Annotated in this window: 20 protein-coding genes; 19 read left to right on the top strand and 1 reads right to left on the bottom strand. The window is 65.2% G+C overall.

The genetic code is table 11. From position 1 onward, the window contains the following. The first annotated feature begins 242 nt into the window (after positions 1-242). The 6 genes from EBB56_RS17910 (at position 243) to EBB56_RS17885 (ending at position 5,119) form a co-directional block, all read left to right on the top strand. Positions 243-1,070 carry a 3-keto-5-aminohexanoate cleavage protein gene (locus tag EBB56_RS17910; protein WP_124804970.1) on the top strand — a complete coding sequence of 276 codons (828 nt, stop codon included), beginning with the start codon at positions 243-245 and terminating at the stop codon, positions 1,068-1,070. 456 nt (positions 1,071-1,526) lie between these two features. Next, complete coding sequence (locus EBB56_RS17905; protein WP_045991427.1) at positions 1,527-1,964, top strand: hypothetical protein; 438 nt, start codon at positions 1,527-1,529, stop codon at positions 1,962-1,964. 28 nt (positions 1,965-1,992) lie between these two features. Next, positions 1,993-2,973, top strand: a complete 981-nt coding sequence (gene pcaQ, locus EBB56_RS17900; RefSeq protein ID WP_260425388.1) for a pca operon transcription factor PcaQ — start codon at positions 1,993-1,995, stop codon at positions 2,971-2,973. 213 nt (positions 2,974-3,186) lie between these two features. Further along, positions 3,187-3,924, top strand: a complete 738-nt coding sequence (pcaH, locus tag EBB56_RS17895; RefSeq protein ID WP_124804969.1) for a protocatechuate 3,4-dioxygenase subunit beta — start codon at positions 3,187-3,189, stop codon at positions 3,922-3,924. A gap of 62 nt (positions 3,925-3,986) precedes the next feature. Next, on the top strand, positions 3,987-4,625 hold the full coding sequence (gene pcaG, locus EBB56_RS17890) for a protocatechuate 3,4-dioxygenase subunit alpha (RefSeq protein WP_083970203.1): 639 nt from the start codon (positions 3,987-3,989) through the stop codon (positions 4,623-4,625). A gap of 131 nt (positions 4,626-4,756) precedes the next feature. Continuing rightward, entirely contained in the window at positions 4,757-5,119 is a 363-nt protein-coding gene (locus tag EBB56_RS17885; RefSeq protein WP_108131173.1) for a RidA family protein, read from the top strand. Between the two features lie 61 nt (positions 5,120-5,180). On the opposite strand, the gene EBB56_RS17880 is transcribed toward EBB56_RS17885, so the two are convergent. Beyond that, the gene (locus tag EBB56_RS17880; RefSeq protein ID WP_124804968.1) at positions 5,181-6,083 is read right to left on the bottom strand and encodes a LysR family transcriptional regulator; all 903 of its coding nucleotides are present in this window, start codon (positions 6,081-6,083) and stop codon (positions 5,181-5,183) included. Between the two features lie 287 nt (positions 6,084-6,370). On the opposite strand from EBB56_RS17880, the gene EBB56_RS17875 reads away from it, so the two are divergent. The 13 genes from EBB56_RS17875 (at position 6,371) to EBB56_RS17815 (ending at position 19,381) form a co-directional block, all read left to right on the top strand. Further along, entirely contained in the window at positions 6,371-7,489 is a 1,119-nt protein-coding gene (locus EBB56_RS17875; protein WP_124804967.1) for a muconate/chloromuconate family cycloisomerase, read from the top strand. Between the two features lie 75 nt (positions 7,490-7,564). Then, complete coding sequence (gene catC, locus EBB56_RS17870) at positions 7,565-7,855, top strand: muconolactone Delta-isomerase (protein ID WP_045991433.1); 291 nt, start codon at positions 7,565-7,567, stop codon at positions 7,853-7,855. Positions 7,856-7,961: 106 nt separating this feature from the next. Beyond that, complete coding sequence (gene catA / locus EBB56_RS17865; protein ID WP_124804966.1) at positions 7,962-8,921, top strand: catechol 1,2-dioxygenase; 960 nt, start codon at positions 7,962-7,964, stop codon at positions 8,919-8,921. A 166-nt stretch (positions 8,922-9,087) separates the two neighbouring features. Next, positions 9,088-10,455, top strand: coding sequence for a Rieske 2Fe-2S domain-containing protein (locus tag EBB56_RS17860; protein WP_108131176.1), 1,368 nt, complete (start codon positions 9,088-9,090; stop codon positions 10,453-10,455). A 23-nt stretch (positions 10,456-10,478) separates the two neighbouring features. Then, positions 10,479-10,967 carry a benzoate 1,2-dioxygenase small subunit gene (gene benB, locus EBB56_RS17855; protein ID WP_108131177.1) on the top strand — a complete coding sequence of 163 codons (489 nt, stop codon included), beginning with the start codon at positions 10,479-10,481 and terminating at the stop codon, positions 10,965-10,967. A gap of 20 nt (positions 10,968-10,987) precedes the next feature. Continuing rightward, on the top strand, positions 10,988-12,007 hold the full coding sequence (gene benC / locus EBB56_RS17850) for a benzoate 1,2-dioxygenase electron transfer component BenC (RefSeq protein WP_045991437.1): 1,020 nt from the start codon (positions 10,988-10,990) through the stop codon (positions 12,005-12,007). Between the two features lie 159 nt (positions 12,008-12,166). Further along, complete coding sequence (locus EBB56_RS17845) at positions 12,167-13,420, top strand: ABC transporter substrate-binding protein (protein WP_124804965.1); 1,254 nt, start codon at positions 12,167-12,169, stop codon at positions 13,418-13,420. Positions 13,421-13,510: 90 nt separating this feature from the next. Further along, positions 13,511-14,371, top strand: coding sequence for a branched-chain amino acid ABC transporter permease (locus tag EBB56_RS17840; RefSeq protein WP_045991438.1), 861 nt, complete (start codon positions 13,511-13,513; stop codon positions 14,369-14,371). 91 nt (positions 14,372-14,462) lie between these two features. Continuing rightward, on the top strand, positions 14,463-15,557 hold the full coding sequence (locus EBB56_RS17835; protein ID WP_124804964.1) for a branched-chain amino acid ABC transporter permease: 1,095 nt from the start codon (positions 14,463-14,465) through the stop codon (positions 15,555-15,557). Beyond that, positions 15,554-16,372, top strand: a complete 819-nt coding sequence (locus tag EBB56_RS17830; RefSeq protein ID WP_124804963.1) for an ABC transporter ATP-binding protein — start codon at positions 15,554-15,556, stop codon at positions 16,370-16,372. Before EBB56_RS17835 ends, EBB56_RS17830 begins: the two co-directional genes overlap by 4 nt. Continuing rightward, complete coding sequence (locus EBB56_RS17825) at positions 16,369-17,139, top strand: ABC transporter ATP-binding protein (protein ID WP_108131181.1); 771 nt, start codon at positions 16,369-16,371, stop codon at positions 17,137-17,139. The genes EBB56_RS17830 and EBB56_RS17825 overlap by 4 nt, the downstream gene beginning before the upstream one ends. A 53-nt stretch (positions 17,140-17,192) precedes the next feature. Beyond that, positions 17,193-17,966: a benzoate diol dehydrogenase BenD gene (gene benD / locus EBB56_RS17820; RefSeq protein WP_124804962.1), complete on the top strand. Its 774-nt coding sequence runs from the start codon at positions 17,193-17,195 to the stop codon at positions 17,964-17,966. 188 nt (positions 17,967-18,154) lie between these two features. Continuing rightward, positions 18,155-19,381, top strand: a complete 1,227-nt coding sequence (locus EBB56_RS17815) for a benzoate/H(+) symporter BenE family transporter (protein ID WP_124804961.1) — start codon at positions 18,155-18,157, stop codon at positions 19,379-19,381. The last annotated feature ends 68 nt before the right edge of the window (positions 19,382-19,449 follow it).

The following is a 19,449-nucleotide window of genomic DNA, read 5'->3' as shown; positions in this document are numbered from 1 at the left end:
GATGCCGTCGTGAAACGGTGCGGACGTCAGTTCGCCGGCCCGCATCGGCAGACCTATCGTCAGTAGGACCCCGGTACCTGGCATCGCCTTCGAGCCTGCCTCTGTTCGCCTGCGGCATCTCGCTCCACTTGCAGGCCCACCGTTACTTCAAGGATGAGCTCGGGACCAATGTCGCCTGCCCGTCGTGGGGCTGCTCGTCTTGGTTTTCCCTATCTTAGCGTTTCGATAACAAGAGAGGACTCATGTCTACTCCCTGCATCATCTGTGTCGCCATCACTGGCAGCGTGGGCCGCAAGGAGCATAATCCGGCCATTCCCGTGACCATCGAAGAGCAAGTCGAAAGCACCCAGGCGGCCTTCGAGGCGGGAGCCGCCATCGCCCATTGTCACGTGCGTAACGACGATCAGTCGCCCACGTCGGATCCGGAGAAGTTTGCCAGGCTGATGGAAGGCCTGAAGACCCATTGCCCGGGCATGATCATCCAGCTTTCCACCGGCGGTCGCTCCGGGGCCGGAGAGGCGCGCGGCGGCATGCTACGCCTCAAGCCCGACATGGCAAGCCTCTCGGTGGGCTCCAATAACTTCCCCAACCGCGTCTACGAGAATCCGCCCCAGCTGGTGGAGTGGCTCGCCGACGAAATGCTCAAGTACGACGTCAAGCCCGAGATCGAAGCGTTCGACCTGTCGCATATCCATCAGGCGGTGGCGCTGTCGAAACAAGGCAAGCTCAAGGGGCCGCTTTACGTCCAGTTCGTCATGGGCGTCAAGAACGCCATGCCGGTGGACAAGCCCACCCTCGACTTCTACGTCGAAACGCTGAATCGGCTCGCACCGGACGCCCAGTGGTGCGGCGCCGGGATCGGGCCCAACCAGGCCCTGCTCAACGAGTGGTCGATCGCTGCGGGCGGGCATACCCGCACCGGGCTCGAGGATAACGTGCGCCTCGATCGTCATACCCTGGCTCCCTCCAATGCGGCCCTGGTCGAGCGCGTCGTGACCCTGTGCGAGAAGTACGAGCGGCCGGTGGCCACCTGGCAGCAGGCCCGCCGGATGCTCGACCTGACTGAATGATCGGGAGGCATCTTCAGCCTATGGAAGGCTGGCTCTCGGACTGGAACATCCGCCATAGCTGGCGATGGCCGTCTGGGCTGCTTCCCCATCGGTTCGTCTGCTGCTGATCGAGAAGCGCCTGTATCGGGGGCTCAGGCTCCCTGAAGGGCATGCGCCGGCCCTTGCCAAGGAACTGGGCTGGGGAAGCGGCGAATCATCGGCATGAGGGACATGGTTTGCCGCTTGGGGTAAAAGAGTGGTAAATAGCTGACTCACGGAGCACAGAATCCTCCAGGCAGGCAGCAAGGCTTCCTGGCCGTTGGTGACTTGCCATGCCATAGGTGGCAGGGCAACCCTGCTGCTCCATTCGTGGATCCTCGGTCAGTTGCTAGACTTGGCAAAAGGAGAAGGAGAGGATTCCGTCAGGCAGGGAGTGCCCGATGCATGCCCGTTTCGGCAGCAAGAGGTCAACTATTGATGTGGTTCAAGACGTTTGTGGCGATACTGCTCGGCACCCTGATGGCGAATACGGCGTCGGCAGAGTGGCGCTACACCCAGGCCCACCAGATGTTCGGCGACGCCCCGGCGGCGCGAGTCGATGATGGCAGCGGTCATTCTCTGGCACTGGTGTGCTGGAACGGTGTGCCCATGGTATCTGTGGCCGGTTATGCCTCCCAGATGGGCGCCGATCGGCGCAAGCCGCTGGAGGTGCTGGTGGACGGCATCGGGTATCGCCTGGAGTCACGCCACTCCCCCCACGACGGCGTGTGGTTCGCCCCGTCTCCCCTCGGTTTGACCAAGACCCTGCAAGGCGGCAACGTGGCGGTGGTCACACCCCAGGATACCCGTCCCTCACGCTTCCCGCTGAGTGGCGCCGACGAGCCCATCGAGCGCGTGCTGGCAGCCTGTCGCTAGCGCTGTCGGCGTGGTGGAGGCTGACGAGGTGCCACGCCACGGCGCCACGCTGGACACCCGTCACGTCGCCAGATCGCAGGCCACCATGCTCAATCATCGTATCAAGCTGCGCCATCTCAACGCCTTCCTCGAGGTGTCGCGCAGCCGCAGCTTCGCCCGTGCCGCCGACGCCCTGGCGATCACCCAGCCGGGCATCTCCAAGGCCATCCGTGAACTCGAGGAGATCGTTGGCGCCAGCCTGTTCGAGCGTAGCGCCCAGGGCGTCAGTCTGACCCAGGCGGGACTCACCCTGTTGCGCCACGCGGGGCCTGCGCTGCGCGCCCTGGAAGAGGGCGTGGTGGCGCTGGCGGACGGCCATGGTGGGCAGCGTTGGCTCAGGGTCGGGGCGCTGTCGACGGTGGAATCGCGGCTGCTGCCGGCGGCGATTCAGCACTTCCAGGCCTCGCCGCTGGGCCTGGAGACCAGCGTGACCGTGACCACCGGCGCCAGCGCCTTTCTGCTGTCGCGGCTGGCGCTGGGTGAGCTCGACGTGGTGGTGGGGCGTATGACCGAAGCCCGCGAGATTCGTGACCTGGCCTTCGAACATCTCTACTACGAATCGCTGCGGCTGGTGGTGCGCCAGGGGCATCCGCTGGCCACCGTCTCGCCCTGTCCTCCCGAGGTCCTGAGCGACTACCCCTGGGCCGTGCCTCCCCCTCAGACTACCTTGCGTCAGCGGGTCGACAGCTTCTGTGTGCGTCACGCCATCAGTTTGCCCGCGCCCTGTCTGGAGACCCTGTCGCTGCCGGTCAGCCGGCGCTTCACACTGGACACCGATGCCATCTGGGTGGCGCCCTTCGAGGCGGTGGCCGAGGATCTGGAAAGCGGCCAGCTGGTCGAGCTGGCACTGTCCTTCGAGCACCAGGGTGGCTCGGTAGGGCTGTGTACCAACACCTCTTTGAGCCCCAGCCTGGCGCTGGAAGGCTTCGCCGAGTCGCTGCGCCAGGCCGCCGCGGCAAGATCCCAGTAGCGGCGCCGAAATATCTGGGGCGAAGCAGCAGGCCAGTACGTACTCGTTCCTGCGATTCGACGCCCCGCGATCCGGTCGTCATAACCCCTGGGTTATGACGACCGGCCAAGGTCTCAATTGGCTCCCCGGGCTTGGCTGGTCACACTGCTGTCATCGCCTCGTGTCTCGAGGCGCGTGTGAACAACCAACAATCACGCCAGGACCTCTTCCCCCATGACCCTCAATCGGAACCTCAATCGTCGCTTCGTCGAGCGGGATCGCCAGTGGCACCCCGCCGCCTGTACCCCCGGCTACAAGACCTCGGTGCCGCGCTCGCCCTCCCAGGCGCTGGTCAGCCTGCAGACCCCCAGCGTGTCGGAACTCACCGGCCCTGAGTTTAGCCGCCTGCGCATGGGACCCCATGACAACGACCTGCTGTTGAACTTCCGCGATGCCGATAGCCCCGGTCTGCCGGTGGGGGAGCGGGTGATCATGTTCGGCCGGGTCGTCGACCAGTTCGGCAAGCCGGTGCCGCAGACTCTGGTAGAGATGTGGCAGGCCAATGCCGGTGGCCGCTATCGCCACAAGAAGGACAGCTATCTGGCCCCGCTGGACCCCAACTTCGGCGGCGTCGGGCGCTGTCTCACCGACGACGATGGCTGGTACCACTTCCGCACCATCAAGCCCGGCCCCTATCCCTGGCCCAATGGCATCAACACCTGGCGCCCGGCGCACATTCATGTGAGCGTCATGGGCCCGGCCATCTCCACCCGGTTGATCACCCAGATGTACTTCGAGGGTGACCCGCTGATTCCGATCTGCCCCATCGTCCAGACCCTGAAGGACGAGGAGGCCGTGGGCACCATGATCGGTCGACTCGACATGGCCCGCTCGCGTCCCATGGACGCCCTGGCCTACCGCTTCGACCTGGTGGTGCGTGGCGAACTGCAGACCTATTTCGAGAATCAGTGAACAAGAACAGGAACAACAGGTGCCGTGGTGCCCGAGTCGGCCCACGGCAGCGAGGAGACCTCATGCAACAGCCAAACCTTACCCCCACCGCGAACCTGATGCTGCGCGAGACCGCGTCCCAGACCGCCGGCCCCTACGTGCACATCGGCCTGGCGCTGGCCGTCGCCGGCCTGCCCGAGCGCGACGAGGAGATCTGGAACGAACTGGCCAAGGATAACGCCGAAGGCGAGCGTATCGAGGTGGCGGGACGGGTCATCGACGGTAACGGCGACCTGGTCCGCGACGCCCTGCTGGAGGCCTGGCAGGCCGACGCCAACGGTGACTATCAGACGGCGTTCGACCTCAAGGCGCCGTTCAACAGCTTCGGGCGTACCGCGACCACCGCCGAGGGCAACAGCGAGTGGCGCTTTGTGACCGTCAAGCCCGGCGCCATCGCTCGGCCCGACGGTCGCACCATGGCCCCGCACATCAACCTCACGATCTTCGCCCGGGGCGTGAACCTGCATCTGCAGACCCGGCTCTACTTCGATGACGAGCACAAAGCCAATGCCGGCTGCCCGGTGTTGGGTGCGATCGAGTCGCCGGCCCGGCGCCAGACGCTGATCGCCCGGCGTGAAGAGGGCGGGGAAGGCGGCCTGCCACGCTATCGTCTGGATATCGTGCTGCAGGGGGAGGGAGAGACGGTGTTCTTCGACTTCTGATCGCGTTCGCCTGACCACACGGACGTCGTGGCGTGAACCGCGGCGTCCGTGTCGTTATTTGCCCGCGTTTGCACCGACGCTTCCATGGCCTATGCTAGCGGTCTTTTCCGCCCTGGCTTCGAGGCACCTCCATGGATATCCACCGCATCAATCCCACCCCCCGCTGGTCCGACATCACCGTGTTCAATGGCATGGCCCACTTCGTCGAAGTCGCCGAGGCGGACACCCGCGCCGATATCACCGGCCAGGTGGAGCAGATCTTCGAACAGGCCGAGGAGTCGCTGGCCAAGGTGGCCAGCGACAAGACACGCATCATCTCGGTGACCATCTACCTGACCGACTTTGCCCACTTCGATGCCCTGAACGTCGCCTGGGAGGCCTGGTTCGAGCCCGGCACGGCCCCCAGCCGCGCCTGCGTCAAGGCCGAGCTTGCCAACCCCGAACTGCTGGTCGAGATGGCATTTGTGGCAGCGGCGGGGGAAGAGTTTCGCTAACACCGCAGCGCTATCAACGCGCCGCAGGCAGGGCCCAGGCCCTGCCACCACTCGATATGTTTCACGGGTACTTGCCCGTCCGACGATTCTCCACCAGCACCTCAAGGATGGCGTTGGCCGCCTGCATGGTCGCGCTGGGCGTCTCTCCCCGGCGCCGGCTGCAGACGATCGGTGAGGTGATGTGTTTCTCCGCCAGGTACAGGTAGCGAATGCCATCGCGGTTCTGTCGCTTGACCTGCTCCGGCACCAGGGTGATGCCGAAGTCCGACACCACCAGGCCCAGCGCCGTCTGCATCTCGTTGGCCTCCTGCACCACCGTGACCTTGAGCCCTCGGCGGCGAAACAGCCCCAGCACCAGGTCGGCAAGGCTCGGGCGCGGGCTCGCCGGGTACAGCACCAGCGGGTAGCGGGCGAGCTCCTCCATGGTCGGGGTGGTGCCCACCAGCGGGTGGCCCTCCGGCACCGCCGCCATCATCGGTTCCTCGAACAGCACCTCCTGTTCCACGTCGGGATCGTCGATCCTCAGGCGTCCGAAGCCGATATCGATACGTCCTGCCTTCAGCGCCTGCACCTGCTCCACCGTGGTCAATTCGGCCAGGGTCAGCTCCACCTCGTCCTTTTGTCGCAACCCGCGCACCAGCAGCGGCAGCTGCCCGTAGAACAGCGAGGGCACAAAGCCGATACCGAACATTTCCTTGTGGCTTCGAGACATACGGCGCACCGCCGCCACCGTGGTATCGAGCTTCTCGAGCATCTGCAGGGCATGCTCATGGAAGAACTTGCCGGTGGGCGTCAGGGTCAGCCCTCGGGGGCCGCGAATGAATAACTGGGCCCCCAGTTCTTCCTCCAACTGATTGATCTGCCGGGTCAAAGGGGGCTGCGCCATATGCAGCCTGGCGGCCGCCCGGGTGATGTTCAGCTCTTCCGCTGCGGCACAGAAATAGCGCAGGTGTCGAAGCTCCATGATACCTCCAGGGTATTGCGATCTACCCAGACCATATTGGTTGTGCCCCTCAAAGACAATCACACTGCACTCAATCGCCGGATCAAGCGCCTTTCCGCGGTAGTTCTCTTCCGATGTCGATGGCAGTGGTGCTTCGCAGCGTAAGAGAAATCTTACCAAGGTATGGCTTGATCGCTTACGAGTCGCCGAGGCTTTGCAGCGCTTGCGGCTTTCCTCATCACCCAGATCGTCACCCAGATCGCCAGCCCGTGGATGACAACGAGCTGATGGTAATCGCCGGAGCCACCATGACCGCCCTGATCGAAAGCGTCGAGACCCTGCTGGTCGACCTGCCCACCATCCGACCGCACAAGCTGTCGATGGCCACCATGGCCACCCAGACGCTGGTGATCGTACGCCTCAAGTGCGCAGACGGTATCGAAGGCATCGGCGAGGCCACCACCATCGGCGGCCTGGCCTATGGCCCGGAAAGCCCGGAGAGCATGAAGGTCAACATCGACACCTACCTGGCGCCGGCGCTGGTCGGCCTGGCGGCGGACAACGTCAACCTCGCCATGGCCCGGCTCGACAAGCTGGCCAAGGGCAACGTCATCGCCAAGTCGGCGCTCGAGACCGCGCTGCTGGATGCCCAGGGCAAGCGTCTCGGCGTGCCCCTGGCGACACTGCTGGGCGGCGCCCGCCACGATCACCTGCCGGTGCTGTGGACGCTGGCCAGTGGCGATACCGACAAGGATATCGAGGAGGCCAGAAAGCGCCTCGAGCAGCGTCGCCATCGTGACTTCAAGCTCAAGATCGGCGCCAACGAGGTGGATCACGACGTGCGCCACGTTGCCGCCATCAAGGCCGCACTGGGGGATCGCGCCAGCGTCAGGGTCGACGTCAACCAGGCCTGGGACGAGGCCACCGCGGTGCGCGCCATCGCCGCCCTCGAGGAGGCCGGGGTCGACCTGATCGAGCAACCCATTCCGGCCCACGAGCGGGCTGGGCTTGCACGACTGGCCAATCGCTTCGAGGTGACCATGCTGGCCGACGAAGGCGTCCAGGACCTGCGCTGCGGGCTGGCACTGATCGAGTCCGGCTTCAGCGGCGCCTTCGCCCTGAAGATCGCCAAGAGCGCCGGGCCGCGCGGCGCGCTGCGCCTGGCCCACCTGGCCGACGCCGGGGGCATTGGCCTCTACGGCGGCACCATGCTCGAGGGCACCATCGGTACCGCCGCTTCGCTGCACGCCTGGGCGACCCTGCCCGAGATGGCCTGGGGCACCGAGATGTTCGGCCCCTTGCTGTTGACCGATGACATCGTCACCACCCCCCTGCGCTACGACGACTTTGGCGTGGCGCTGCCGCAAGGCCCGGGACTCGGGCTCGAACTGGATCACGACAAGCTGCGCGAGTACGCACGCAGCTAAGCGACATCGCCATCAGACCGGCCGCGCGAGCCTCCAGGGCGGCATCGACGGCCCCCGATCGAGAGGAGAACGAAGATGCTGTTTCAGGTGGAAATGACCGTCAAGCTGCCGCCGGATATGGCGCCGGAGCGCGCCGCCGAGATCAAGGCCCGCGAGAAGGACTACGCCCAGGAGCTGCAGCGCTCCGGCAAGTGGCGCCATCTGTGGCGGGTGGCCGGCAGCTATTCCAACGTCAGCGTGTTCGACGTGGCCGACAACGCCGAGCTGCAGGAGCTGGTATCGAACCTGCCGCTGTTTCCCTACATGGAGATCCGCGTCAAGCCGCTGTGCCGCCACCCGTCCTCGATCCGCGATGACGACAGCTAGGGTCTGCCCCTGGCCAGCCAGACGTCGGGGCAGAGCGAATCGCCAGGCCCCGGCCAGTACCGCCAACAACGATAACGACAAGTACGCCACACCTGAGGACCGCCAGATGAACAGTCTCAATCCCACCACCAAGTCAGTGCGCATCTTCGACACCCCGGAGGTACAGGACTTCCTCAATACCGTCGCCGGCTTCGACAAGACCGAAGGCAACGAGCGGGCCAAGGAAATCCTGCATCGTCTGCTGTCGGACCTGTACAAGCTGATCGATGACTTCGACGTCACCCCGGAAGAATTCTGGCAGGGCGTCAGCGTGCTCAACGCGCTCGGCGCCGAGACCCAGTACGGCCTGCTGGCCCCGGGTCTGGGCTTCGATCATTACCTCGACATGCGCATGGACGCCGAGGACGCTGCCCGCGGCCTTGCCGGGGGTACCCCGCGCACCATCGAGGGGCCCCTGTACGTCGCCGGTGCCCCGGAGTCCGAGGGCGAGGCGCGCCTGGACGACGGCTCGGACACCGACGCCGAGGCAATGTGGCTGACCGGTCAGGTACGCGATACCCAGGGCCAGCCGATCTCACGGGCCAAGGTCGAGATCTGGCACGCCGACAGCAAGGGCAACTACAGCTTCTTCGACCCGTCCCAGGCCGACTTCCACCTGCGTCGTACCATCTACACCGACGCCGATGGCCGCTATCGCGCGCGCAGCGTCATCCCCTCCGGCTACGGTTGCCCCCCGGACAGCCCGACCCAGCAGGTGCTGGACCTGCTCGGTCGTCATGGCCAGCGACCGGCGCATATCCACTTCTTTATCTCGGCGCCCGGGTACAAGCACCTGACCACCCAGATCAACCTCGCCGGCGACCCCTACACCTACGACGACTTCGCCTTCGCCACCCGCGAGGAGCTGGTGGTGGACGCCAGGCGCATCGAGGACGCCAGCGAGGCCAGCGATCGTGGCCTCGAGGGGCCCTTCACCGAGGTGGTGTTCGACATCGAGCTTGCCGCCACCAGCGAGACCGAGCTGCAGCAGCGTCACAAGCGCCCCCGCGCCCTCGAGGACGGCTGAGCCGCCTGGACTCGCGACAACCCTGAACTAACCGCCGAGTTCCACGGGAGCCCCCGTGGTGGACAGCGCCGCGCCAAGCCACGCCTGCCCTACGGGCATGTTGCCCCAAAGGGTGGGCTGGGCGAGCGACTCGGAACAGCTGCCCGAATGAGAGAGGAGAACAACGATGAGCAATAAACTCGATCAGATCGAAGCCCGCGTGCGTGGTGCCGTCGAGGATGACCCCGAACAGGGCGTCTTTCGCTGCCACCGCAGCATGTTCACCGACCCCGAGTTCTTCGAGCTCGAGATGAAGCACATCTTCGAGGGCAACTGGCTGTTCATGGCCCACGAGAGCCAGATCGCCGAGCCCGGTGACTACTTCACCCTGAACATGGGGCGCCAGCCGGTGGTCATCACTCGCGACAAGGAGGGCGAGCTTCACGCCCTGATCAACGCCTGCGCCCACCGCGGTGCCACCATCTGCCGTCGCAAGCAGGGCAACAAGGGCACCTTCACCTGTCCCTTCCACGGCTGGACCTTCAAGAACGACGGGCGTCTGCTCAAGGCCAAGAACGAGAAGGCCGGCGCCTACCCGGACGCCTTCAAGCAGGACGGCTCCCACGACCTCAAGCGCCTGCCCAAATTCAGCAATTACAAGGGCTTCCTGTTCGGCAGCCTGAGCGACGACGTCATGCCCATCGAGGAGTACCTGGGCGAGACCATGAAGGTCATCGACAACATCGTCGACCAAGCCCCGGAAGGTCTCGAGATCCTGCGCGGCACCTCGTCCTACACCTACACCGGCAACTGGAAGCTGCAGGCCGAGAACGGCGCCGACGGCTACCACGTCAGCACCGTGCACTGGAACTACGCCTCCACCATGGACCGTCGCAACTACGACGAAGGCGGCACCAAGGCGGTAGACGCCGACGGCTGGTCCAAGTCCAAGGGCGGTTTCTACTCCTACGAGAACGGCCACATGATGCTGTGGACCCGGCTGCTTAATCCCGAGGTGCGTCCGGTCTACGAGCACAAGGAGCGCATCGAGAAGGAGCTGGGCGAGGCCCGCGCCGACAACATCGTCAACCAGACCCGCAACCTGTGTCTGTACCCCAACGTCTATCTGATGGACCAGTTCTCGACCCAGATTAGGGTGCTGCGTCCGCTGGCGGTGGACCGTACCGAGGTCACCATCTACTGCTTCGCGCCCAAGGGTGAATCGGCGGAGAACCGTCGCGTGCGCATCCGCCAGTACGAGGACTTCTTCAACGTCAGCGGCATGGGCACGCCGGATGACCTGGAGGAATTCCGCGGCTGCCAGAACGGCTACAACGGTGCCCTGGCCGAGTGGAATGACCTGTCGCGTGGCGCCAAGCAATGGATCGATGGTCCCGACGAAGACGCCAGCGCCATCGACATGAAGCCGCTGAAGAGCGGTGCCTCGCCGGAGGACGAAGGCCTCTACGTGCTGCACCACCAGCACTGGGTCGAGGAAATGCTGCGCGCCATCGACAAGGAACGCAGCCAGTTCATTGCCACGGCCTCAGCCTGAATCCTGCGGAAAGGAGACGAATCATGAGCATCAGCTATCACGACATCCAGGCCTTTCTTTATCGCGAAGCACGCCTTCTGGACGAACGCGAGTGGGACGAGTGGCTAACCCTGTACCACAAGAAGGCCGAGTTCTGGATGCCCTGCTGGGACGACGACGACACCCTGACCGGCGACCCGAACAGCGAGATCTCGCTGATCTACTACCCCAATCGGGAAGGGCTCGAGGATCGCGTCTATCGGATCAAGACCGAGCGCAGTGGCGCCAGCACGCCGGAGCCGCGCACCACCCACCAGATCACCAATATCGAGGTGATGAAGGAGGAGGGCGACAGCCTGGAGGTGCGCTTCAACTGGCACACCCTGAGCCACCGCTACAAGCAGACCGACAGCTACTTCGGGGTGTCTTTCTACACCCTGGACGTGTCCGGCGACAGCCCGCTTATCACGCGCAAGAAGGTGCAGCTCAATAACGATTATATCCACCAGGTCATCGACGTTTATCACATTTAAGTCGGTGAAGGAGAACGACCATGAGCTTCACCATCGCGCTCAACTTCGAAGACGGGGTGTCGCGCTTTATCGACTGCAACGAGGGCGAGACCGTCCTCGATGCGGCCTACCGCAACAAGGTCAACCTGCCGATGGACTGCTCCGACGGCGTCTGCGGCACCTGCAAGTGCCACTGCGACCAGGGCGAGTTCGAGCTGGGTGACGAGTACATCGATGAGGCGTTGTCCGACGAGGAGCTGCACGAGGGGCAGGTGCTGACCTGCCAGATGGTGCCGTCCTCGGACTGCGTGCTGTCGGTGCCGGTGGCCTCGACCGTATGCAAGACCGAGGTCGACAGCCGTGCCTCCACGGTGGTCCACGTCGAGCCCTTGTCCGAGGACTCCATCGAGCTTGCCATCGATATCGAAGGCGAGCCGCTGAACTTCCTGCCGGGGCAGTACGTGCACCTGGAGGTACCGGGCTGTGGTGAACACAGAAGCTACTCGTTCAGCTCGCTGCCGGGGGAGTCCCGCGCAAGCTTTCTGATCCGCAATGTGCCGGACGGACTGATGAGCGGCTATCTGGCGGACAAGGCCAAGGCCGGTGACGCCATGGCGGTGACTGGCCCCATGGGCAGCTTCTACCTGCGCGCCATCCAGCGCCCGATCCTGATGCTGGCCGGCGGCACCGGGCTTGCTCCCTTCCTGTCGATGCTCAAGCAGCTTGCCGCGCTCGAGGCCCAGGGCGAGGGAGCAGGCCAGCCGATCCACATGATCTATGGCGTGACCAAGGACGATCACCTGGTCAAGTGCGAAGAACTCGACGCGGCGGTCGAGGCGCTGCCCGACTTCGACTACCTGACGGTGGTCGCCGACGAGGACAGCAGCCACGAGCGCAAGGGCTACGTCACCCATCACATGGACCCGCAGAAGCTGCATGACGGCGACGTCGACGTCTACCTGTGCGGCCCGCCGCCGATGGTGGACGCGGTGCTCAAGCACTTCGACCAGCAGGGCATCAAGCCGGCGAGCTTTCACTACGAAAAGTTCACGCCCAACTGACGCGTCCTGCCCGGAACCAGATTCGGCGAGGGAGACCTTTCGCCCTTGCCGACAAGAGACAGCCGTCAGCCGACAACAGACAGCCGCAGGCCGGGGCTCCCTGTCCAGCGAGAGCCCCGCAATCTCATAACGATAATCACAACCTGACGAGACATGATCATGGCCAAGCTCACTATCGATAAAAACCTCAACACCGATAACACGTACAGCCGCCGCCAGGCTTCCCTGTCATCCCGGCGCCCTGGCCCGCTTGCACGTTCGCTGCAGGCCGCGACCCTGGCGCTGGCCGGCGCCGCCCTGTCCACCCAGGCCCTGGCCGAGCACGACGTCAAGCTCGGGCTGATGCTGCCGTACTCCGGCACCTACGCGGCACTGGGCGAGTCCATCACCAATGGGCTGAAGCTCGCCATCGAGCAGGAGGGCGGCAGCCTCGGCGGTCATGGCGTCGAGTACGTGACCCTGGACTCCGAGGCCAACCCCTCCAAGGCACCCCAGAACATGAGCCGCCTGGTCAAGGGTGATGGCGTCGACGTGGTCATCGGTCCGGTCCACTCCGGCGTCGCCATGGGCATGCTGCGGGTGGCCAAGCAGACCGGCGCCATCACCATCATTCCCAACGCCGGACTCGAGGCGGCCACCAACCAGCTGTGCATGCCCAACGTCTTTCGCACCTCGTTCAGCATGTGGCAGAACAGCTATCCCATGGGCCAGGTGGCCTATGACCAGGGCCATCGCAAGATCGTCACCATCACCTGGGACTACGCCGGCGGCAAGGAAGACCTGGCCGGCTTCGAGCAGGCCTTCACCGATGCCGGCGGCGAGATCGTCGAGCAGATACTGGTGCCGTTTCCGAGCACCGAGTTCCAGACCTACCTGGCGCAGATCGCCAGCATCGCCCCGGACGCCGTCTACACCTTCTTTGCCGGTGGTGGCGGGGTCGGCTTCGTGCGGGACTACGCCGCCGCCGGGCTCAACGACAGCATTCCGCTGTATGGTTCGGGCTTCTTGACCGACGGCAACCTGGGGGCTTTGGGTGAGGCCGCCAACGGCGTGCAGACCACCATGCACTACGCCGAGACCCTGGACACCCCCCAGAACCAGGCCTTTGTCTCGGCCTACCAGGAAGCCTACGGCGAGGCCCCGGACACCTACGCGGTGCAGGGCTACGACGCCGGCAAGCTGCTGGCCCAGGCCTACGCCTCGATTGACGGCGAGCCCGACCGCGAGGCGCTGATCGCGGCGCTGGAAGCGGTAGAACTCGACAGCCCGCGTGGCCCGGTGAGCTTCTCGGCCTCCCACCACCCGATCCAGAACGTCTACCTGCGCGAGGTAAGGGACGGCGAGCACCACGTCACCTCGATCGCCAGCGAGCAGCTGGAAGTTCCCGACAGCGCCTGCCCGATGAAGAGCTGAGGCGACCTTCGTTCACCGCGTCAATGACCTGGCCGAGGTGCCCGCGAATACCGGGCGCTCTCGGGCGGGCCAACGCCAAAGGAGTTCTTCATGGACCTTGCCTTCTTCGGGGTGCAGCTGCTCAACGGCTTTCAGTACGGCCTGCTGCTGTTCCTCATCGCCAGCGGCCTGACGCTGATCTTCGGCATCATGGGCATCATCAACCTGGCCCACGGCGCCATGTACATGATCGGCGCCTACCTGGCCTTCGACCTGACCCAGCGCCTCGGCAACTTCTGGCTGGCGATCCTGATCGCGGTGCCCATCGCGGTACTGCTGGGGCTGGTCATCGAGCGGCTGTTTCTCGACACCCTGTACAAGCGTGACCACCTCTACCAGGTGCTGTTGACCTTCGGCCTGATCCTGGTGCTCAACGAGGCCCAGCGCATCATCTGGGGCGGCGACGTCCACTCGGTGGCGCTGCCGGAGCCCTTTACCGGCGCCATCGCCCTGACCGACAACCTGCAGTACCCGGTCTATCGGCTGTTCGTGGCGGCGGTGTGCCTGGTGCTGGCGGGGGCCATCTACTGGATCATCCGCCACACCCGGCTCGGTATCGTGATCCGCGCCGGCGCCGTCAATCGCGAGATGGTCGAAGGGCTCGGCATCAATATCCGCACCCTGTTCACCCTGATCTTCAGCGTCGGCGTGGCACTGGCGGCCTTCGCCGGGATGATGGCGGCGCCGCTGTCGTCGATCACGCCGGGCATGGGCGACTCGATCTTGATCACCTGCTTTGTGGTGGTGGTCATCGGCGGCATCGGCTCGATCAAGGGGGCCTTCTTCGGCGCGCTGTTGATCGGCATGGCCGAGACCTTCGGTCCGGTGCTGATCCCGAGTCTCGCCAGCATGCTGATCTACCTGATCATGGCGCTGGTGCTGTTGATCAAGCCGCGCGGCCTGTTCGCCTGAGACCCGACGACAATCACCCTCCGCTCGGGCATCCCTTGCCGCCTGATCGGACCCCTTTGCAGACGGGATACCCGTCTGGAGGAGAAACACCATGTTGCATCGATATCCCAAGCGCGTGACGGTCCTGCTGCTGGCGGGCCTGGCGCTGCTGATCGCCTATCCGGCCTGGGGGCCGGCGGTATTCGGGGAGTCCAGCGCCTTCTTCATGGAGAAACTGACCCTGATGCTGATCTTCGCCCTGTTCGCCGTCAGTCTCGACCTGCTGGTCGGTATCCTTGGCCTGGTCAGCCTGGGCCATGCGCTGTTCTTCGGCCTGGGGGCCTACACCCTGGCGATGGCCAGCCCCGACTTCAGCGCCGCCTCGCTGTGGTGGATGCTGCCGCTGGTGATGCTGGTCTCCGGCCTGGTCGCCGCCATCGTCGGCCTGCTGGTGCTGCGTACCAAGGGCATCTTCTTCATCATGACCACCCTGGCCTTCGGCCAGATGCTGTTCTACACCGTCAGCACCTCCAGCATGACCGGCGGTACCGACGGCGTCTTCATCATGTTCCGCCCGAGCCTTGCCATGGGCGAGACACCGCTGATCGACCTCGACAACCCGCTGACGTTCTTCTACTTCTGCCTGGCTCTGCTGGTAGCGGTCTATCTTATCCTGCGCGCCCTGACCCGTTCCCACTTCGGCCAGGTGCTCGACGGCATCCACGACAACGAGCACCGCATGCAGGCGCTGGGCTACGCCACCACCGGCTACAAGCTGATCGCCTTCGTGGTCTCGGCGATGATCGCCGGCGTCGCCGGCATGCTGGCGGCCATGCAGTACGGCTTCGCCAACCCGGCCCAGCTTGGCTGGCACCACTCCGGCGAGGTGCTGATGATGGTCATCCTCGGCGGCATGGGCACCATCTTCGGGCCGATCCTCGGCGCCTTCGCCTACGAACTGCTGCTGTACTTCTACGAGCACCTGACCAACCACTGGCCGATCCTGATGGGCCTGACCATCATCGTCGCGGTGCTGGTGCTGCCCAAGGGCATCGCCGGGCTGCTGCTCGACCCGCCAGGGCGCCAGGCGTCGCTGCTGGGGCGGCTTGGCGGTGGCAAGGACAATTTGGCGACGGGCAAACAGACTTCCGCCTCCGACAGCGACGGCAAGAACGTCGGCAAAAGCGTCGGGGAGGTGTCCTCATGAGCAGCATGCTCAAGACCCGCGGGCTGACCCGCAGCTTCGGTGGCCTGCTGGCGGTCAATGACGTCGACTTCGAGGTCGAGCAGGGCGAGATCCACGCCATCCTCGGCCCCAACGGTGCCGGCAAGAGCACCCTGATCAATCTGCTGTCCGGCGAGATTCCGCCGACCCGCGGCGAGATCGAGTATCGCGGCAGTGCGATCCAGGGCAAGAAGGCCCACCAGGTCGCCCGACTCGGTATCGGTCGCAGCCACCAGAAGACCAATATCTTTCCGCGCCTGAGCTGTCTGCAGAACTGCCAGCTGGCCGCGCGCATCCACCACGGTGGCGTCATCGGCAGCTGGCGGTCGCGCCGGCGGGCCCGCGAAGTCGATGAGCGGGCGCTGGCCGCGCTGGACACCTGTGGTCTGGTGACCCGGGCCCATACGGTGTCCTCCGGCATGAGCTACGGCGAGCAGCGCCAGCTGCAGATCGCCATGGTGCTGGCGACCCAGCCACAGCTGATGCTGCTGGACGAGCCGATGGCCGGCATGGGCCGGGAGGAGACCGACCAGGTCGCCGACCTGCTCAAGCGGCTGTCTCGCGACTACACCATCGTGTTGATCGAACACGACATGGACTCGGTGTTCCGCCTGGCCGATCGCATCACCGTGATGGTCGACGGTTGCGTGCTGGAAAGCGGCGACACCGAGAGCATTCGTGCAAGCGAAACGGTGCGTGACGTCTATCTGGGACGTCACGACAGCAGCGAGGACAGTCGCCCCAGCGATAGCGTCGATATCGGCAACGGCTCCAGCAATAGCGAGGTGACGTCATGAATGTGGCGATCAAGGAGGCAGGAACTCAACGGGTGGACGCTGCCGAGGATGTCGAGTCGCCGTTGATCGAGGCTACAGGCCTGCACACCTTCTACGGCGAAAGCCATGTGCTGCACGGGGTGGATCTGACCCTCAGGGCCGGCGAGACGCTGAGCCTGCTCGGTCGCAACGGGATGGGCAAGACCACCACCTTGAAGTCGATCCTCGGCTTTGTGCCGCCGCGCCATGGCGAGGTGCGGATCATGGGGCTGGATACTCGCAAGCGCCGTCCCTGGCAGATCATTCGTCAGGGCATCGGTTATGTGCCCGAAGGGCGGGGCATCTTTCCCGGTATCAGCGTGCGCGAGCATCTGGTGATGGCCGCACGTCCGGGGGCTGACGGTCGCACCGATTGGGACATCGAGCGGGTGCTGGACACCTTTCCCCGGCTCAAGGAGCGCATCGGCCACGATGGTTCGCTGCTGTCCGGCGGCGAGCAGCAGATGCTGTCGATCGGTCGCGCGCTGATGCTCAACCCGCGCCTGTTGATTCTCGACGAGGCTACCGAAGGGCTGGCGCCGCTGATCCGCGACGAGATCTGGTCGATCCTGCGCACCATCAAGGCCTCGGGCATCGCCAGCATCATCGTCGACAAGAACATCGACAACCTGCTCGAGGTGGGCGACCGCCACCTGTTGATCGTCAAGGGCAAGGTGGTGTTCGACGGTGACAGCCAGGCGCTGAGGGCCGATCCCTCGATCCTCGATACCCACCTCGGTGTGGGCTGAGGCCACGCCGTGGCCACTTCACCCACCGCATCCGACAGCAGAAGGACAGCAACATGAAGCGATTCGAAGGACAGGTGATGCTGATCACCGGCGCCGCCCAGGGGATCGGTCGGCGTCTGGCCGAGCGGGCCGGCGACGAGGGCGCTGCCCTGGTGCTGGTCGATCGCGCCGAACATGTCCACCAGGTGGCCCGCGAGCTTGGCGAGCAGGGAGTCGAGGTCCTTGCCCTGAACGCCGATCTGGAAACCTGGGAGGGCGCCGAGAGCGCCATCAAGAGCGCCATCGAGCGCTTCGGGCGACTGGACGTACTTGTCAACAACGTCGGCGGGACCATCTGGGCCAAGCCCTACACCCACTACAGCCCGGAGCAGGTCGAGGCCGAGGTGCGTCGCTCGCTGTTTCCGACGCTGTGGTGCTGTCGCGCGGCGCTGCCCCACCTGATCGACAGCGGCGGCAATATCGTCAACGTCTCCTCGGTGGCCACCCGCGGGGTCAATCGGGTGCCCTACGCTTCAGCCAAGGGCGGGGTGAACGCCATGACCGTGGCGCTGGCCATCGAGATGGCCGAGCACGGCGTACGGGTCAATGCCACCGCCCCCGGCGGCACCGAGGCGCCGCCCCGGCTGACGCCGCGCAACGCCGAGCCCCAGAGCGAACAGGACAAGCTGTGGTACCAGCAGTTGATCGACCAGACCCTGGCGTCGAGCCTGATGCACCGCTACGGCACCCTGGACGAGCAGGTCAGGCCGATCCTGTTTCTGGCCTCCCGCGACGCCAGCTATATCACCGGCACGGTGGTGCCGGTGGCCGGCGGCGACCTGGGCTAGCCGGTTGATGCCGCGTGACGTGGACCCACCTTGCATCCCGCTGTACCTGCGGGACGGCGTGGTGAATCTTGTATCCTCCTTGGCCTGGCCGCGTGCCGGGCCTTTTTTGTCTTCCGTCGACGTCGCCGGGGGACCCACCAGGTGACATTCCTGGCCGTACATCGACGCCATCATCAAGGAGCCAGCCCATGCGCCGAACCGACTCCGATACCGTAACCGCACCCCAAGGGGCGGCTGCAGGGTCGTCCCTTTTTCGTGACCTGTCACTGTCGGCGGTGACGGCAGGCTTTGTCGCGGTGCTGATTTCCTACTCGGGGCCGCTGGCGATCTTCTTCCAGGCCGGGGCGGCGGCGGATATCTCACCCGAGATGATGACCTCCTGGGTGTGGGCCATTTCGCTGGGGGCGGCGGTGTCGGGCATCGTCCTGAGCCTGTGGCTCAGGGTGCCGGTGGTGACGGCCTGGTCGGCGCCGGGTACGGCGCTGCTGATCACCCTGTTCCCGGAGCTGTCGCTGGGCGAGGCGGTAGGCGCCTACCTGACAGCGGCGGTGCTGATGCTGATCATCGGTATCACCGGCAGCTTCGACCGGTTGATGGCGCTGATTCCGTCGGGCGTGGCCGCCGGCATGATGGCGGGCATCCTGTTCCAGTTTGGCCTCGGTGCCTTTGCGGCCATCGAGACCTCGCCCTGGCTCGCCGTCGGCATGCTGCTGGCCTATCTGGTGTTCAAGCGGCTGGCGCCGCGCTACAGCCTGATCCTGTTGCTGATCACCGGTGTGGTGCTCGCCGTGGTGCTGGAAGGCGCGAGTCTCGCCGGCGTCGGTGTGCACCTGGCGATTCCCCGTTTCATCGCTCCCGAGTGGAGCATCACCAGCACCCTGAGCCTCGCGTTGCCGCTGGTGGTGGTGAGCCTGACCGGCCAGTTCCTGCCGGGAATGGCAATCCTGCACGCAGCGGGCTATCACACCAGGGCTCGGCCGATTCTGACGGTGGCCAGCCTGACCTCCTTCGCCACCGCCTGCTTTGGCGGCATCACCACGGTGATCGCGGCCATCACCGCTGCGCTTTGCACCGGCAAGGATGCCCACCAGGACCCGGGCCGTCGCTACGTCGCCGGGGTCGCCAACGGCGTCTTCTACCTGGTCGGCGGGCTGTTCGCCGGTACTATCGTGGCGCTCTTCACCTCCTTGCCCGGGGCCTTTGTGGCGGTACTGGCGGGGCTTGCCTTGATCGGTGCGATCACCAGCAACCTGGCCGCCATGATCGCCGCCGAGGACCACCGCGAGGCCTCGGTGATCGCCTTTATGGTGACGGCCTCGGGCATGAGCCTGTTCGGTCTGGGCGCGGCCTTCTGGGGGGGGGTGATCGGCATGCTGGCGGTCAGGTTGCTGCATGGTGGACGCGCCGCAGCCTGACGCTGGCGGTGATGCATGGTCCCAGGCCGAATGGCGCTCGAGCGTCGCGAATTCATCGATGTCAGCAC

It is taken from the genome of Halomonas sp. YLB-10 (assembly GCF_003856855.1).
GTDB lineage: Bacteria > Pseudomonadota > Gammaproteobacteria > Pseudomonadales > Halomonadaceae > Halomonas > Halomonas litopenaei.
The sequence above is the reverse complement of the archived record's forward strand: the minus strand, read 5'-3'. Positions and strand labels throughout refer to the sequence as shown.

Bases quoted from the DNA above. Each gene is read 5' to 3' on its own strand.
- catA (WP_124804966.1), top strand. From the start codon at position 7,962: ATGAACAGTCTCAATCCCACCACCAAGTCAGTGCGCATCTTCGACACC.
- benC (WP_045991437.1), top strand. From the start codon at position 10,988: ATGAGCTTCACCATCGCGCTCAACTTCGAAGACGGGGTGTCGCGCTTT.
- pcaG (WP_083970203.1), top strand. From the start codon at position 3,987: ATGCAACAGCCAAACCTTACCCCCACCGCGAACCTGATGCTGCGCGAG.
- catC (WP_045991433.1), top strand. From the start codon at position 7,565: ATGCTGTTTCAGGTGGAAATGACCGTCAAGCTGCCGCCGGATATGGCG.
- EBB56_RS17830 (WP_124804963.1), top strand. From the start codon at position 15,554: ATGAGCAGCATGCTCAAGACCCGCGGGCTGACCCGCAGCTTCGGTGGC.
- EBB56_RS17875 (WP_124804967.1), top strand. From the start codon at position 6,371: ATGACCGCCCTGATCGAAAGCGTCGAGACCCTGCTGGTCGACCTGCCC.
- EBB56_RS17880 (WP_124804968.1), bottom strand. From the start codon at position 6,083: ATGGAGCTTCGACACCTGCGCTATTTCTGTGCCGCAGCGGAAGAGCTG.
- EBB56_RS17840 (WP_045991438.1), top strand. From the start codon at position 13,511: ATGGACCTTGCCTTCTTCGGGGTGCAGCTGCTCAACGGCTTTCAGTAC.
- EBB56_RS17910 (WP_124804970.1), top strand. From the start codon at position 243: ATGTCTACTCCCTGCATCATCTGTGTCGCCATCACTGGCAGCGTGGGC.
- EBB56_RS17825 (WP_108131181.1), top strand. From the start codon at position 16,369: ATGAATGTGGCGATCAAGGAGGCAGGAACTCAACGGGTGGACGCTGCC.
- EBB56_RS17815 (WP_124804961.1), top strand. From the start codon at position 18,155: ATGCGCCGAACCGACTCCGATACCGTAACCGCACCCCAAGGGGCGGCT.
- EBB56_RS17885 (WP_108131173.1), top strand. From the start codon at position 4,757: ATGGATATCCACCGCATCAATCCCACCCCCCGCTGGTCCGACATCACC.
- pcaH (WP_124804969.1), top strand. From the start codon at position 3,187: ATGACCCTCAATCGGAACCTCAATCGTCGCTTCGTCGAGCGGGATCGC.
- EBB56_RS17860 (WP_108131176.1), top strand. From the start codon at position 9,088: ATGAGCAATAAACTCGATCAGATCGAAGCCCGCGTGCGTGGTGCCGTC.
- EBB56_RS17835 (WP_124804964.1), top strand. From the start codon at position 14,463: ATGTTGCATCGATATCCCAAGCGCGTGACGGTCCTGCTGCTGGCGGGC.
- benB (WP_108131177.1), top strand. From the start codon at position 10,479: ATGAGCATCAGCTATCACGACATCCAGGCCTTTCTTTATCGCGAAGCA.
- benD (WP_124804962.1), top strand. From the start codon at position 17,193: ATGAAGCGATTCGAAGGACAGGTGATGCTGATCACCGGCGCCGCCCAG.
- EBB56_RS17845 (WP_124804965.1), top strand. From the start codon at position 12,167: ATGGCCAAGCTCACTATCGATAAAAACCTCAACACCGATAACACGTAC.
- EBB56_RS17905 (WP_045991427.1), top strand. From the start codon at position 1,527: ATGTGGTTCAAGACGTTTGTGGCGATACTGCTCGGCACCCTGATGGCG.